This window comes from Pseudomonas gozinkensis, assembly GCF_014863585.1.
In the GTDB taxonomy this organism is placed as follows: domain Bacteria; phylum Pseudomonadota; class Gammaproteobacteria; order Pseudomonadales; family Pseudomonadaceae; genus Aquipseudomonas; species Aquipseudomonas gozinkensis.
In genome coordinates, this window is sequence record NZ_CP062253.1 from 4,682,183 (window position 1) to 4,697,542 (window position 15,360).

Annotated in this window: 12 protein-coding genes; 11 read left to right on the top strand and 1 reads right to left on the bottom strand. The window is 50.0% G+C overall.

What is annotated here, in order from left to right; translation table 11 throughout:
* Positions 1-6 precede the first annotated feature (6 nt).
* The 11 genes from IHQ43_RS20755 to IHQ43_RS20805 all read left to right on the top strand — a co-directional run bounded on the left by IHQ43_RS20755 (position 7) and on the right by IHQ43_RS20805 (position 12,661).
* A complete protein-coding gene (locus IHQ43_RS20755; RefSeq protein ID WP_192561938.1) occupies positions 7-2,466 on the top strand; it encodes a rhamnan synthesis F family protein in 2,460 nt (819 codons plus the stop codon).
* Position 2,467: 1 nt separating this feature from the next.
* Entirely contained in the window at positions 2,468-3,400 is a 933-nt protein-coding gene (locus IHQ43_RS20760; RefSeq protein ID WP_192561939.1) for an NAD-dependent epimerase/dehydratase family protein, read from the top strand.
* Positions 3,397-4,389: a glycosyltransferase family 2 protein gene (locus tag IHQ43_RS20765; RefSeq protein ID WP_192561940.1), complete on the top strand. Its 993-nt coding sequence runs from the start codon at positions 3,397-3,399 to the stop codon at positions 4,387-4,389. Before IHQ43_RS20760 ends, IHQ43_RS20765 begins: the two co-directional genes overlap by 4 nt.
* On the top strand, positions 4,386-5,726 hold the full coding sequence (locus IHQ43_RS20770; RefSeq protein ID WP_192561941.1) for a rhamnosyltransferase WsaF family glycosyltransferase: 1,341 nt from the start codon (positions 4,386-4,388) through the stop codon (positions 5,724-5,726). Before IHQ43_RS20765 ends, IHQ43_RS20770 begins: the two co-directional genes overlap by 4 nt.
* Before the next feature lie 363 nt (positions 5,727-6,089).
* Complete coding sequence (locus IHQ43_RS20775) at positions 6,090-7,559, top strand: UbiA family prenyltransferase (RefSeq protein WP_425220309.1); 1,470 nt, start codon at positions 6,090-6,092, stop codon at positions 7,557-7,559.
* The gene (locus IHQ43_RS20780) at positions 7,556-8,869 is read left to right on the top strand and encodes an FAD-binding oxidoreductase (protein ID WP_192561943.1); all 1,314 of its coding nucleotides are present in this window, start codon (positions 7,556-7,558) and stop codon (positions 8,867-8,869) included. Before IHQ43_RS20775 ends, IHQ43_RS20780 begins: the two co-directional genes overlap by 4 nt.
* Positions 8,866-9,606, top strand: a complete 741-nt coding sequence (locus IHQ43_RS20785) for an SDR family oxidoreductase (protein WP_192561944.1) — start codon at positions 8,866-8,868, stop codon at positions 9,604-9,606. The genes IHQ43_RS20780 and IHQ43_RS20785 overlap by 4 nt, the downstream gene beginning before the upstream one ends.
* A gap of 43 nt (positions 9,607-9,649) precedes the next feature.
* On the top strand, positions 9,650-10,024 hold the full coding sequence (locus tag IHQ43_RS20790) for a hypothetical protein (protein WP_192561945.1): 375 nt from the start codon (positions 9,650-9,652) through the stop codon (positions 10,022-10,024).
* An 11-nt stretch (positions 10,025-10,035) separates the two neighbouring features.
* Positions 10,036-10,974 carry an NAD-dependent epimerase/dehydratase family protein gene (locus IHQ43_RS20795; protein ID WP_192561946.1) on the top strand — a complete coding sequence of 313 codons (939 nt, stop codon included), beginning with the start codon at positions 10,036-10,038 and terminating at the stop codon, positions 10,972-10,974.
* A gap of 2 nt (positions 10,975-10,976) precedes the next feature.
* Positions 10,977-12,263, top strand: coding sequence for an NAD(P)/FAD-dependent oxidoreductase (locus tag IHQ43_RS20800; protein ID WP_192561947.1), 1,287 nt, complete (start codon positions 10,977-10,979; stop codon positions 12,261-12,263).
* Positions 12,264-12,274: 11 nt separating this feature from the next.
* Complete coding sequence (locus tag IHQ43_RS20805) at positions 12,275-12,661, top strand: GtrA family protein (protein WP_192561948.1); 387 nt, start codon at positions 12,275-12,277, stop codon at positions 12,659-12,661.
* A 172-nt stretch (positions 12,662-12,833) separates the two neighbouring features.
* On the opposite strand, the gene IHQ43_RS20810 is transcribed toward IHQ43_RS20805, so the two are convergent.
* Positions 12,834-14,756 carry an ArnT family glycosyltransferase gene (locus IHQ43_RS20810; RefSeq protein WP_192561949.1) on the bottom strand — a complete coding sequence of 641 codons (1,923 nt, stop codon included), beginning with the start codon at positions 14,754-14,756 and terminating at the stop codon, positions 12,834-12,836.
* Positions 14,757-15,360 lie beyond the last annotated feature (604 nt).

Below are 15,360 nucleotides of genomic sequence, written 5' to 3' on the forward strand. Positions count from 1 at the left end.
GATCGAATGAACAAGTTGAAGACAAAAATCCGTAATAAAGGTCGCCAGATCAAGCAATTGGCGCTAGGTGTTGCTCAGGGCCTGTATGCTCGTGCCTACGTCAAAGCCAAGGGAGACTCTCTTAACTTCGACCCGGTTTTCTACCTGAACCAATACCCGGACATCAAGAATTCCGGTACTGACCCTTTCTCCCATTATGTGTTTCACGGACGCAAAGAGGGTCGCGTCGGTCATTCACCGGTGTTGGGGCAGAGCGGCGCCGAGTTCGCTCAGCTTGATCCTGCACGCGAGACCGTGATCGTTGTCAGTCACGAGGCTTCCAGAACCGGAGCACCGATTCTCAGCCTTAATCTGATCATGATGCTCAAGCGTCGTTACAATGTGATTGCAATCGTATTGGGCGGAGGTGAATTGACAGACGAATTCAAACACTCCGGCACAGTATTTATTGACGCCACAGGAATGCGGTTCAACCCGGATCACGCCCGTGTCCTGATTGACAAGATCTGCAGCCAGACTCAGATAAAGTTTGCCGTGGTCAACAGTATCGAATCCCGTGTCATGCTCCAGGGGCTGTCGGCCAACTTCGTTCCAGCCATAAGCCTGCTTCACGAATTTTCCGCGTATACCCGCCCGAAAACCGCTTTCCTTGAAAGCATGTTCTGGTCGACGCGCACGGTCTTCTCCTCCAGCGTCATTCATCGAAGCGCCATACAGGACTTCCCGAATCTGGCCAACTTTGAAGCGGATATCCTTCCGCAGGGTCGCTGCGAAGTTACTTTTGCCAAGGTAGACGAACATGAAGTTGCTCGGGAAGAGACGCGCCTCAGAAACATCTTCAGCACGCTGAAGAAAGGCAATAAACGAATCGTGCTCGGCGCAGGACTGGTTCAACTGCGCAAAGGCGTTGATCTGTTCATTGATTGTGCTGCCCGTGTTCTGGAAAACGGTGAAATGAACGACCTGCACTTCGTGTGGGTTGGCAAAGGATACGATCCGGAAAACGACGTCCAGTACTCCGCCTACCTTTTCGATCAGATTCGACGGGCCGGCCTTGAAGATCATGTGACCTTCATTTCTGAAACATCGGCGATCCAGGTCGTTTACGACGAGGCCTCAGCCGTGCTGATCACCTCGCGCCTCGATCCATTGCCCAATGTGGCAATTGACGCCATCAGCCGTGGACTGCCTGTCCTGTGCTTCGCCGAAACCACGGGCATCGTCGACTTTCTTGACGAGTGCGGCTTGCGCGAAGCGTGTGTGGCGCGGTATCTGAACGTGTCGGACATGGCCCGCAAGCTGACAGCATTGATGACCGATCCAGCCAGCATGTCGACCATCGGCGAAACCCTGAAGTCGGCATCCGCCCATCGTTTTGCGATGCAGACCTATATCGACGGTCTGGAGTCCATCGCGATCGAAGCGATTGCCCAAGCGGCTCAGGAAAAGCTCGACTTCACCACGATCGAACAGGCAGCCGTCTACCGAAGCGATTTCATTCCGCGGTATCACAGAACCATTTCCGATTTCGACACATTGCGCATGCATGGACGTTCCTGGGCCAACAACATCAAAGAGAGAAGGTTGTTTCCAGGTTTCCATCCAGCCATTTTTGCCGAGCAGTCCAGCGATTACCGGGCAGGCCAGAATCCACTTGCCTGCTATCTGCGGGCCGGAAAACCGGATGGCCCCTGGATTGATGAAGTACTTACCCCGTCCTCGCCCGTCACCGCTGATGTGCAGCAGGGCCGGGTTGCGCTGCATGTTCACGTCTTCTATGCCGACCTGTTCGACGAGGTCCTCGATTGCCTGTCCATCAACAAGGTGCGTCCCGACCTGTTCCTCAGCGCACCCAATGATCAGGTCAAGGCAGAACTCGAAACCCTGAAGTCCAGGTATACCGGCAATGTGGTCGCCATTGAGGTTGTGCCAAACAGGGGTCGCGACATCGGCCCGTTTCTGACGTCTTTCAACCGACGCCATTTGCGGGACTACGACGTCATCGGCCACTTTCACACCAAAAAAAGCAAGGATCAGAGCAATCCCGAAGTCGGCAGTGTCTGGTACGACTTCCTGCTTGAAAACCTGCTGGGACGTGCCCATCCAATGGCGGACGTCATCATTTCCAGATTGCTAAGTGATCAACGCGTAGGCATGGTGTTCGCTGACGATCCGCATATTGTCTGCTGGGGCAAGAATCGTAGCTACGCCGAGGAGCTTCAGGTACGTCTTGGCCTTTCTGAATTACCGGAAAACATTGTATTTCCGGTGGGCAGCATGTTCTGGGCGCGAACCGAAAGCCTTCGCTCGCTGGACGCATTGGAGTTGTCCTGGGACGACTACCCGGCCGAGCCACTTCCGTATGACGGAAGCATGCTGCACGCACTGGAGCGTTTGTTCCCCCTTATCGTACAAAGCAACGGCTATGACATCGCGTTGACCAACGTTAAAAGCATTACGAGATAACATGAAAATACTCATTTTTGGTGGTGGTGGTTTTATTGGCTCGGCGATTGCCGACCGTCTGCTGGCCGACGGTCACTCACTGCGCATCTTCGAGCGACCGAGGGTTGAAGCCTACCGAAAATTCGAAACAACCGAGTCCGTCGAATGGGTCACCGGCGACTTGATGAGCAAACATGACGTCACTGAAGCGATCGACGGAATGGACGCAGTGCTGCACCTGGTCTCCACCACCCTGCCGAAAACCTCTAACGACGATCCGATCTACGACGTCCAGAGCAACCTGGTTGCGACGCTGCAAATGCTGGAAGCGATGGTGGCAAAGGGTGTCTCGCGCATTGTGTTCATCTCTTCAGGTGGCACGGTGTATGGCGCACCTAACTATTTGCCAGTGGACGAAAAGCACCCTACCGACCCTCAGGTGTCGTACGGCATCACCAAGCTGGCCATTGAGAAATACCTGCTGATGTATCAACACCTTCACGGCATAAAAGCCACTGTGCTGCGGGTTACAAACCCCTATGGAGAACGCCAGCGAGTGGAAACTGCACAGGGCGCCGTCGGCGTATTCCTGAGCCGTGCTCTGAAAAATGAATCGATTCAGGTATGGGGAGATGGCAGCGTCACCCGCGACTACATTTACGTGTCGGACGTAGCCGAAGCCTTCGCCCTGGCCCTCAAATACGAAGGTCCTCACAGCGTTTTCAATATCAGCTCGGGCAAGGGTGTTTCCATCAATGAGCTGATTGAGCGAATCGAGACCGTGCTCGGCGGTGCAATAGACAAGCTTTATCTGGCAGGCCGATCGTATGACGTTCCGATAAACGTGCTGGATAACACGCTGGCGGCACAGGAACTCAACTGGACGCCGAAGGTGGATCTGGAAGAAGGGTTGAACCTGACCAGTGCCTGGATGAAGAGAACACTCGGCAAATGACGGACTCTTGCAATATCAAAGCGTCAGTCGTCATTCCCACAAAAAATGGTGGCAGTCGCTTCCGCTCGGTCTTGAAAGCTGTTCTGGAACAGAAGACGAACTGGCCCTTTGAAGTCATTGTGATTGACTCCGGTTCAAGCGATCAGACCTTGGCCATTGCCAGTGCGAATCCGGCAGTGCGTATCATCAATGTCGAACCGACAGATTTCCAGCATGGACGCACCCGCAATACCGCGATCGGGCAGGCCAAGGGCGAATTCATCGCTATGATCACCCAAGACGCTCAACCGGTTGCAGAAAATTGGCTGCACTCACTGGTCGAAAAAATCGAATCGGATGAGCAGATTGCCGGCGTGTTTGGCCGCCATATCGCCTACGATGACGCCTCATTATTCACCCGCGAAGAGCTGGTTCAGCATTTTTCGGGCTTTCAATCACAACCGGTGGTGCAACTGACTGACCAGGAACGCTACCGCAACGACCCTGGTTACCAGCAGTTTTTGTATTTTTTCTCCGACAATAACGCATTGCTTCGACGGTCGGTCTGGGAGCGGCACCCATACCCTGAGGTTGACTTTTCCGAAGATCAGGCATGGGCACGCATCATCATCGAAGCTGGGTATAAAAAAGCCTACAGCCACGATGCTGTCGTATATCACTCGCATAATTATGGGCTCTGGGAACGCTTCCAGCGCAGCTTCGATGAAAGCATGGCACTGGACGAACTCTTTCATTACGAGCAGCCCAAAGGCCTACTAGTACCATTGCGTAGCTGGATTGGGCTGACACTGCGGGATCTGAGATCGGTACGTCATAATCTGTCAAAAGAAGGTCTAGGCTTGATTCTGCCGACAATCAGAGCGCCCATCGATAATCTGATGCGGGTCTGCGGAAGTTGGCTGGGCGTGCGGTCAGCACTCATGTCTCCCACACTGATCGCGTTTTGCTCGCGAGACAAAAAACTTAAACGGATGAAACGTAAGTCGTGAATGCTCATTTACTGGCAGCTCAAGTAAAAAAAGCGCTGCATCATATCAGGCAAGAAGGACTCTCCTCCTTCCTCAACATATTGTCGCGGCGCTTCAGGAGTTCACGCTCACTGTTTACCAAGCCTGACGTCATGCACGCTTACCGCTTTCTGAAGTTTGCACCTGAGGTTCAGTACCCGGACAACGCATTAAGCAACGGTGAAAGAACCATTAACTGGTACATACCACCAATAGGAAAAGGTTCAGGCGGACACCTCAACCTCTTCCGTTTTATGCAACATCTCGGAAACCTGGGCTTTACCAATCGAGTCGTTATTGTGGAGGACGATGGGGAGCGGTCCAGCGTCAAAGTGAAATCAACAATAAAATCCTGGTTCAATATCGACAACGTAGAGGTCTACTTTGTTGATGGTGTAGTGCCATCGGCGGCCGCATCAATCGCTACGTCCTGGCAGACCGCGTATGCCGTGAAAAATCTCGTAGCATTGACTCATAAATGCTACTTCGTACAAGACTATGAACCTTGGTTCTATCCGGCCGGAAGTGAATACGCTCTCGCGGAACAGACCTATCGATTTGGTTTCCATGGCTTTACAGCCGGCAGTTGGCTTTCGACACTACTAAGTCGCGAATTTGACATGTCGACAACTGCGCTGGGTTTTTCGTTCGACAGAGCCCTGTACAAACCTCATCCGAAAGATAATACGATACACAAGCGTGTCTTCTTCTATGTACGGCCGCCGACCGCGCGAAGAGCTTTTGACCTGGGTGTACTGGTACTCGCGGAACTTGCACGGCGTATTCCAGATATAACCGTGGTGATGGCCGGATGGGACGTTCACCATTACACATTTCCGTTTGCTTGCGATCATGCCGGGCTCAAGAACCCTGAGCAACTCGCTGAGCTTTACAGCTCCTGCGATGCAGCATTGGTATTGTCGTTATCAAACCTGTCGCTTTTGCCTCTCGAAATCATGGCCTGTGGCGTACCTGTTGTCAGTAATCGCGCTGAATGTACTGAATGGTTGCTGGACGATAAAATTGCAATGTTGGCTGAACCAACAGTCGATGCATTATCGTGTGCATTGGAGAAGGTACTGAGTTTTCCGGCACTTGCGCAACAGCTCAAGGAAAACGCTTTCGCGTTTACCGCGTCGGCCTCGTGGTCGGCGGAGGGAGACAAAATGGCTCAGAGGCTTCACGAAATATTTTCAAGCCCCCCCCCTACTTTCGAGCCAGCTTCGGAGACACAGGCATCAAGCTTTACGGAGAATTCGTCATACAGATCCGAAAATTTTGACTCAATACCTGGTGACAAAAGCCGACGCCGGACATAAATACAAAAAGGCCCTTCAGAGATCGGTCGCTGCCTGAGTCGTTAATTGGTCGTGCTGACCGAGGACAAACCTAACGGGAAACACAGAAGGGCTGGCTGCAATGGTTAGCCATCTAAAAGCCACCTTTCGTTCAACACACTCAGGGACCGAACTCATCACACCACGTGCGGCTTTCCAGAAAACGCGGCTCATTCCTCAAAAGGAAGTCAGCGGACGTAGCCCTTGGCCGAGACGAGGCGGCTATGAAAAAAGCGGTGTTCGTGCTAAATTTTTGCGCCACTGAAAGCCTGCTTATAACTTGGTAGCGTTTTACTAAAGCTGTTTGCTGTTTTCCTAGATTCACTTTTACTGGGGCCGTTTTTCCTGCCCAGTACTCAGGGAAGAACTCCTTTGACTGTCCATACCCCTCCTTCCTCGCTCCCACTCGTTGTCGATCTGGATGGCACCTTGTTGCGCTCCGATCTGCTATTGGAAACCGGTATGGCTTTCGTCAGGCACCAGCCGATGAGTCTACTCAAACCTTTTTCCTGGCTACTTAAAGGCAAGGCTGCCTTGAAAGAAGGTTTGGCAAACGCGACCCATCTCGATGTGACCACCCTGCCCTATGATCCAGAGCTGATCGCCCTCATTGAGGCAGAGCGCAAACAAGGTCGAAGCGTAGTCCTGGCGACTGCCAGCCACCACTCGTTGGCTGAGCGTATCGCCGACCACTTGAAGCTGTTTGACCGCGTCCTGGCCTCCGACAGTGATGTTAATCTGTCATCGCATAAAAAGCGGGATATATTGGTCAAACTCTACGGGGAGAAAGGGTTCGATTACATTGGTAACTCGCTCGACGACATTTCGGTATGGAAGTCAGCTCGTGAAGCTTATGTCGTCAACCCTGAGTCCGGGGTTGAAAGACGAGCTTTCGCGCAAGGAAATGTCAAACAAGTTATTAAATCCAACCCGTCAGGACTGGATCAATGGATGAAGGCACTTCGTCTACACCAGTGGATGAAAAACGCCCTCATCTTTGTTCCCTTACTCGCCGCGCACCAGATAACCAACCCGCTGTTGGTCTGGCAGGGCATCCTGGCGTTTCTGCTCTTTGGTTTATGCGCCTCAAGCGTGTACCTCTTGAATGATCTTCTCGACCTCGCGGATGATCGTCACCATATTTCCAAGCGCAACCGCCCTTTTGCGGCAGGCCACCTTTCAATACGATCCGGACTTATCGTATTTCCCGGATTGCTCGTTGCCGCCTTTGCCGGTGCGCTATTGCTTTTACCCGGGGAGTTTGCCGGCGTTCTGGCTGCGTATTATGTTTTGACATTGGCTTACTCATTGTCACTAAAACGACATATGGCAATCGATGTCATTTCACTGGCCTTGCTTTATACACTGCGGATTATTGCAGGTGCAGCCGCGACCAGCTTGGAGCTGACCTTCTGGATTCTCGCGTTCTCAATGTTCATCTTCCTCAGCCTGGCGCTGGTGAAACGTTATGCAGAGCTGCGAGATGCGCGCAAAAAGGGACACACCGAAAAAACCCGTGGTCGCGGCTACTATCCCGACGACCTGGAAATGATTTCGTCCCTGGGCGCATCTTCCGGATATCTGGCGGTGATGGTGCTGGCGCTCTACATTCATGATCAAGCGACGAATGAACTCTATTCCCATCCGCAGGTAATCTGGCTAGCTTGCCCTTTGCTGCTTTTCTGGATTACTCGGATATGGATGCTGACTCACCGTGGACAGATGCATGATGATCCAGTGGTTTTTGCCGCTCGTGACCGTATCAGTCTGGTAGTAGGCGCATTGTTTGCACTAGTGTTTTGGGTTGCGGCATGACTGAGACTCGGTACTCATGGGGGCGCTACCCCAACGCCCCACAAGACGCTCACACCTGTAGCTGGCGCAGCGAAGTATCCGAATTGTTGAGTCAGGTGATTGCCGGCCATGGCTCCACTCTCCCGTTCGGCAATGGACGCAGTTATGGCGACAGTTGCCTGGCGGCCAGCGACCATGTCGTGCAACTCCGCACTCTGGATCGCTTTATAGACGTTGATTGGGAGCACGGCGTTGTAATTGCCGAGTCCGGCGTTACCCTCTCAGAAATCCTGGCACTGAGCATCCCCAAAGGATGGTTCCTGTCTGTTACACCCGGAACTCAATTCGTTACCCTGGGTGGTGCTATTGCAAATGACGTTCATGGAAAAAACCATCATCTACGCGGAACATTTGGCAGTCACGTTCACAGCTTCGGCTTACTGCGGCAAGGGGAGGGCCTGTTGTCATGCTCACTGTCAGAAAACTCGGAGCTGTTCGCGGCGACTATCGGAGGCCTTGGCCTGACCGGTGTCATCACTTGGGCGAAAATCCAGTTGATGCCGATAAACTCAAGCCAAATCGACAGCACGGTAGTGCGCTTCGATAACCTGAGCGAATTTTTCAAGCTCTCCGCAAACCTAGATCATCAACACGAATATAGCGTGGCCTGGGTCGACTGCCTGGCGCAAGGCTCTAAAACAGGGCGCGGAGTGTTCATTGTCGGGGATCATGCGCCTTACGGGTCACTGAGTGTAGAGAAACCTAAAAAGCTACAGGTGCCAATAACACCCCCGCTCTCGCTGATCAACAACCTCTCGCTGCATGCGTTCAATGAAGCCTATTGGCGAGTACATCCCAAGACCCCTTCGCGTCGCTGGGGAAGCTACGAACCGTTCTTTTATCCGCTAGATCGGATTCTTGACTGGAACCGTATCTACGGGCGAAAAGGGTTTCAACAGTATCAGTGCGTTATACCAGACGATGCGGCCGAGGTAGCTATGAACGAGCTGCTGGCCGCGATTGCTGCTTCCGGACAAGGTTCATTCCTGGCCGTACTCAAACGCTGTGGCGATGCTGTTTCACCAGGATTGTTATCGTTTCCGATGCCGGGTACTTCACTCGCATTGGATTTTCCGCAAAAGGCCAATTTAACAACGTTGTTCAAACGCATGGATTCGATCGTCCATCAGGCCGGCGGTCGACTTTACCCCGCCAAAGATGCCCATATGAGCGGCAATGACTTCCGCCAGGCTTACCCGGCCTGGGAACAACTGGAAGCACTGCGCGATCCGTGCCTAATATCCCGTTTTTGGAAACGAGTCATTTCATGAAAAAGGTTTTGATTGTCGGAGCAACGTCGTCCATTGCCAGTGCTTGCGCACGTCTGTGGGCACAACAAGGAAGTGAGTTCTTTCTGGTTGCCCGGAATGCCGAGAAACTTGAACAGACTCGTGCCGATCTCATCGCGCAGGGCGCCAACGCTGTAACCGTATACACGATGGATGCTGTCGATTACTCAGCCCATCCCGCCATGCTGGAAAGTTGCCTGACCGCCTTGCACCAGATTGATATTGCCTTGATTGCCCACGGCACCCTGCCGGATCAGAAGGTTTGCGAAAACGATGTAAAGATTGCCCTCACAGAGTTAGCCAACAACGGTATCTCGGTCATTGCCCTACTGACATTGTTGGCTAATCATTTTGAAAAACAACACTGTGGCACATTGGCAGTCATTTCCTCCGTGGCGGGAGATCGTGGCCGTCCTTCCAACTATCTGTACGGCACCGCAAAAGCCGCTGTTTCCACATTCTGTGAAGGCTTGCGTGCACGCATGTTCAAGGTTGGTGTACATGTAATAGATATCAAGCCTGGCTTCGTTGACACCCCGATGACCAAAGGCTTGCCTTTACCAGGACCGTTGGTCAGCAAACCCGAGCAGGTCGCACTGCGCATCGTCAAGGGCATTGAACGAAAAGTTGATATTCTCTATACACCGGGATTCTGGGCTTTGATCATGTTGATTATTAAAAATGTACCAGGCTTTGTGTTCAAAAGAGCAAATCTTTGAATAAAACATCACTGTATTTAAAGCCTTTGGAATACAGCCAACGATGAACATCGAGAAACACCTGCCACTACATCAGTTTGAATTTTTAAGCTTTTTAGATAAAGGGATCAGACTTTTCCTCATTTTTACTATTTTTTGTGTATTCATTCCGCCGAATCCTACAGTGCCCATGGAAGTGCTGGACAATTCATGGATGTTCGGAATGAATCAGGCCACCGCACAGCACTTGGCATTCGGCCGCGACATCATCTTCACATTCGGCCCATATGCATCGATCTACACGAAAGAATACCATCCCGCCACCGACCTGCTGATGCTGCTGGGCGGAACATACCTAGCGCTTTCATATACATTGAGCTTGGCATCCAGGACAAATGAAAGTTTGCTCGCAACCCCAACACATCGTAATTACAAATAATCGGTCATCTCATGCATACAAACAAGATACTTCTTCCCGGCGGCGCAGGCTTAGTTGGACAAAATCTCGTTGCTAGATTGAAAGAAAAAGGCTACACCAACATCGTCGTGCTGGACAAACACAATAAAAATATTGAAGTTTTAAAACAGGTACAGCCTGATATCACTGTTGAATTCGCTGACTTGGCAGAGCCGGGCCAATGGCAGAGACATTTCGTTGATGCCGATGTAGTCGTAATGCTTCAGGCACAAATTGGTGGTAATGACTACCAGGAGTTTGTCCGTAACAATGTCGACTCAACACGTCTTATTCTTGAAGCTATAAAGAAGAACAATGTGCAAAGACTCATACACATTAGCTCTTCCGTTGTAGAGTCTATTGCAGACGACTTTTACACCAAGAGCAAGAAAGATCAAGAACGCATGGTGCTGGACAGCGGCATCCCATGCCCGGTCCTTCGACCGACCCTAATGTTTGGCTGGTTTGACCGCAAACATTTAGGCTGGCTCTCACGCTTCATGAAAAAAGTTCCGATTTTTCCAATTCCTGGACATGGCCGATACATGCGCCAACCGTTATATGCTGGCGACTTCTGCAATGTAATTATCAACTGCATCGAGAATCGCACTCATAATGGAATTTACAACATTTCCGGCCATGAAAAAATCGACTATATTGATATCATTCGTGAAATCAAGAAAGCCACTCGGGTCAGCACCGCTATTGTGAAGATCCCCTATGCCTTATTTTATGCATTGATCTGGACTTGGGGCCTATTTGATAAAAACCCACCCTTTACCACTCAACAACTGGCAGCACTCAGTGCCAAGGATGAGTTTGAGGTAATTGACTGGCCAACTATTTTCAATGTGCCATTCACTCCGTTTTCTAAAGCCGTGGATGAAACATTCAACGATCCTAATTACAGTAAATTTGTTCTGGAGTTTTAACCATGGGCCAGCGTATTGCGGTACTGGGCGCAGGCCCTATGGGGTTGGCAGTTGCTTATCAGTTGGCGCGTGACGGTCACCAGCCGGTCCTGTTCGAAGCTGACGACCGTATAGGCGGCATGACTGCCTCATTCGACTTTTCCGGACTAAGCATTGAGCGCTACTACCACTTCCATTGTATTTCCGACCATGCATTCCTTTCTGTTCTCGCCGAACTGGGCTTGGCTGACAAAATGCGTTGGGTTGAAACGAAGATGGGTTATTGGTACAAGGACCGCCTTCAGCCTTGGGGCAACCCTATAGCATTGTTGAAATTCCGGGGACTTAGCCTGGTAGCCAAGGTGCGTTACGGGCTGCACGCTTTTCTTTGCACCAAGCGTAATGATTGGAAGCCGCTGGACAATGTCGAGGCAACCGGATGGATCAAGCGCTGGGTCGGCCCAGAGGCTTGGGAAGTGCTCTGGCGGCGGCTGTTTGACTACAAATTCTATGAATACAGCAGTAACCTTTCGGCTGCCTGGATTTGGAGCCGCATTCGTCGGATCGGGCGCTCTCGATACAGTCTGTTCAAAGAAAAACTTGGTTACCTGGAAGGTGGATCAGACACGCTTTTGCATGCGCTAAAAGCCGATATCGAAGCACATGGTGGTAAAATCCGGCTGAATACCCCGGTAAACCGTGTGGTACTGGACGATGGGAAAGTACAAGGCCTTGAAGTGGACGGCATCGTGGAAGCATTTGATAAGGTCATCAGCACGATTCCACTGCCTTATGTACCTCGTGTAATGCCTGATCTGCCAAAAGAGATTCTGGCGAAATATCAAGCAGTAAAAAACATCGCGGTCGTTTGCGTCATCGCCAAGCTGCGCAAGCCTGTATCTGAAAACTTCTGGCTTAATACAAACGATCCAGAAATGGATATTCCTGGCTTGGTGGAATATTCAAATCTACGCCCACTGGATCAACATATTGTATATGTTCCATTCTATGTTCCTGGAGAGCATCCACTATTCTCTGAGCCAGACCAGGCATTTCTGGACAAAGTGCAGCGCTATTTGAAAAAGATCAATCCGAAACTACAGGATGATGACTTCATTGAGCTACGTGCAAGCCGGTACAGATACGCACAACCTATCTGTGATCCGGGATACTTGGAGAAACTTCCTCCCGTCTCTCTTCCAGTCGAAGGTCTATGGGTTGCTGACACTTCATATTACTACCCGGAAGATCGCGGGATTTCTGAAAGTATTGATTTTGGTCGTAAAATGGCGCGGGATGTAACCTTGTGATAAAACATTTCATGTCCAAACAGTTCCTGACTTTTCTACTGACAGGAGGCACTGCAGCGGCCATAAATTTTGGATCCAGGATAATATATAACTTGTGGGTGAGTTTTTCCACTGCAGTCGTCCTGGCTTACATTACAGGAATGATTACCGCCTTTATTCTCTCAAAGCTTTTTGTTTTTTCGGAGAGCCAACAATCAGTACATAAATCGGCGATATTCTTCGTGCTCGTTAATTTGGTAGCAGTATTGCAAACCTTTTTGATCAGCATGGGACTTGCTTATTACGCCCTGCCAAAAATGGGGATTACTATACTGGCACCGGAAATAGCTCATGCCGTGGGGGTAATTGTTCCGGTATTCACAAGCTATCTTGGACATAAACGATGGTCCTTCCGTTGATGTATTGCAAGCAATAATCTCGAATCTGATAGTCCCTTCGCGCCGTCTCTTAAACAATTGCGCATGCTGTCGCAACTTAGCTTCTAGTTGCGACAGCTTCCACAGAAGTAAGCTAATGCTCTCCAACTCCTGCCTGTGACTGGCAGGAGCTTCCATCAAGATGCCTGATCACTCAAGGATTAATTTTCACGCCTGTCTTAAACTGGCAAAGCTCAACTGTGTTTTTGACGACGCGTGCAACTCCGACCGAATAATCTCCCGCCAAATCTTTAACATCAATTATACGGCTGAAGCCCACTGGCCCAAGACTGGCCCGATTGAAATATTCATTAACGTCAGGCCTTGAAACGGACGCAGCTTCGTAATAGCTAACCAACCCCTTTGAGTCCGTCAGTGTAACGTAAACCTTGTCAGCCAGATCGCCGTTAGCGCCAGAGACTGCTGTCCAACCACTCACCGATAAAGTCTGAGGGATCTTATCGAGCTCCGATACGCTGTCGAGAGAGCCCTCACAATTAGCTGTAATCTTGTTTTTGTTGGAATCCATCAAATGCTCTGGCGTACCTAAAAAACAACCACCCGCTTCCATGAGCTTGAATTTTTCGTTATTAAAGGAGAAATTCAGTAGGTCGCGCCCCTTGGGTCTCGGAGCAGCCGGGCAGACAACAATAGCGCCAAGCGGCAGCCCACCAAGATAGCTTTGCGGATTAGCGAGCACATTATCATAGTTCTTGAACCAATTCGGAACAGTGAACGATTTACGCTCCGAATAATAGGATAATGCAGAGCTCCAGTCATATCCGAACGCAACAAATGCCTCACCTTGCTTCACATTATTATTTAATACAGAAGCAACGGCCAGTTCCTGAGTATTGCCCACATTAAAAGAAGACTTTATATCACGATAATAACCACCACTAAAAGCGACATAGTTGCTAGCCATCAGTGCGACAAACAAACCAATCAGTACTCCCGTCGAGCGCAGCGATTCAAAAATAACAACTAGTGCTACCGACAAAGCGAAGATCAGAAAAATTGCGTTTGCTGACTGATAGTACAGATGTATCAAATGAAGATTGGTAAAAATGAATAGTGGCAGAACACCTAGCAATAAAGAGACACCCACAACAAACTTTAGCTTTTTGTTTTTAGAAACAAACATCGAGCCAAGCATTATCGCTAAACCCAGGACACCACCCAAATTATCCCTCAATAGTCGCTTCCAAATCACATCGACGTACAAAGTTTCGGAAAAACGTTGCGAAATCGTACCCCAGTTCCACTGAGACAGAGCGCTCGACGTGATATATACGCCGAACTCGTTATTTACTTTTACGACGTCCGTATAAAATGCCCAACCAGCTCCCACAACGATTGGCATCCCAAACAATGCAAAAGAGAGGCAGATATTCCTAACAGTAAAGGCCTTGACCACACCTTTTTCATTCAACTCATGAAACAAAAACAACAATGCCATCACTGCCAGAACTGGCAGCCCAGTCGTAGCCTTCTGGAGAATGGATAAACCAATAAATAGCACAAAAAGCAATGCATTCGTTCTTTTTTCTAACGCGAGAAAATCAATAAAATATTTTATTGCAACGACAGCAAAGAACACCGCTGCCGTTTCCATCATAAAACTCCTACCCCACTCCAAGTAAATAGGACTGGAAAAAAGAAGTCCGACAAAAACAAAGAAAACAGGCCTTGGCAAAGATAATTGCCTACAGATTGCTCTTACCGGAAACAGACAAGAAGTCAAAAACAGAAAAGATACCAATCTTCCCGTCATATCCAACCCAGATCCGAACAGCACCGACAACATAGCCACTAGATACTGATAAATTGGGAACTCAAACGGTATTGACCATGGAGCACCGACCACTGGAGTTTCGTACGCGAGTTTGAAGCCGTCCTTAACAAACCATAGAGATGTCAGCGCCGTTTGCGTCTGCCTAAAACCGAACTGTTCCAACACTGGCTGACCAGCATAATACACCGCAATAAAGAGCGCGTATAAAAATGCAAGCACCGCCAATAACTTTAAGAGTACATCTCTCGCCTGGCCACTCCCTGAAAAAAATCCGTACTTCAATCTGCCACCCCATACTGAATCTAAGTTTAAAATAATCTACCGTCAGCGGAAAAATATTGCTCGTTGACCAGCACCTGTACCCACGATTATTGTTCATGCCCCCTTGCTTATCACTTTACAACCTTGAGAGGACCAAGAGTTTAAATTTCTGACATTTAGTCCCTCTAATGAAGCACTGTCATCTTACTCTCCCAGCCCCCTCATTTCGGGTAGAGTTCATCTTACATAAATATTGTACGTCATTCACATTAGCGTTGAACATTTGGAATTAGATCTAGAAGGCTGACGCCAGCCAAAAAACCCGTTGGATGGGGCATCCTGCCTCAAAATGCCACCTCTGCTTTCCACGGGCCCTCTCCTCCAGCACACCAAAAATATGCCAACCCTACGATCGCCCCCTCCCGATCGGACGTGCGGTGGAATTCAACGGGGATCCACTACAGGTTGGCACGCGATAGGAAACATGTGTGCCGTACTCAATCTACAGCAGTTCACTGGCTAAACTTGATCGGACCGCACTACCCATAACATACATACGCGAACTGAATGCGTGCTGCCCGGTGAACTCCCCGGGCGAGTATACTTAGACAAATGGCAGATTCGG

Coding starts and splice junctions, on each gene's coding strand:
- IHQ43_RS20760 (WP_192561939.1), top strand. CDS start 2,468: ATGAAAATACTCATTTTTGGTGGTGGTGGTTTTATTGGCTCGGCGATT.
- IHQ43_RS20755 (WP_192561938.1), top strand. CDS start 7: ATGAACAAGTTGAAGACAAAAATCCGTAATAAAGGTCGCCAGATCAAG.
- IHQ43_RS20795 (WP_192561946.1), top strand. CDS start 10,036: ATGCATACAAACAAGATACTTCTTCCCGGCGGCGCAGGCTTAGTTGGA.
- IHQ43_RS20790 (WP_192561945.1), top strand. CDS start 9,650: ATGAACATCGAGAAACACCTGCCACTACATCAGTTTGAATTTTTAAGC.
- IHQ43_RS20800 (WP_192561947.1), top strand. CDS start 10,977: ATGGGCCAGCGTATTGCGGTACTGGGCGCAGGCCCTATGGGGTTGGCA.
- IHQ43_RS20805 (WP_192561948.1), top strand. CDS start 12,275: ATGTCCAAACAGTTCCTGACTTTTCTACTGACAGGAGGCACTGCAGCG.
- IHQ43_RS20780 (WP_192561943.1), top strand. CDS start 7,556: ATGACTGAGACTCGGTACTCATGGGGGCGCTACCCCAACGCCCCACAA.
- IHQ43_RS20785 (WP_192561944.1), top strand. CDS start 8,866: ATGAAAAAGGTTTTGATTGTCGGAGCAACGTCGTCCATTGCCAGTGCT.
- IHQ43_RS20765 (WP_192561940.1), top strand. CDS start 3,397: ATGACGGACTCTTGCAATATCAAAGCGTCAGTCGTCATTCCCACAAAA.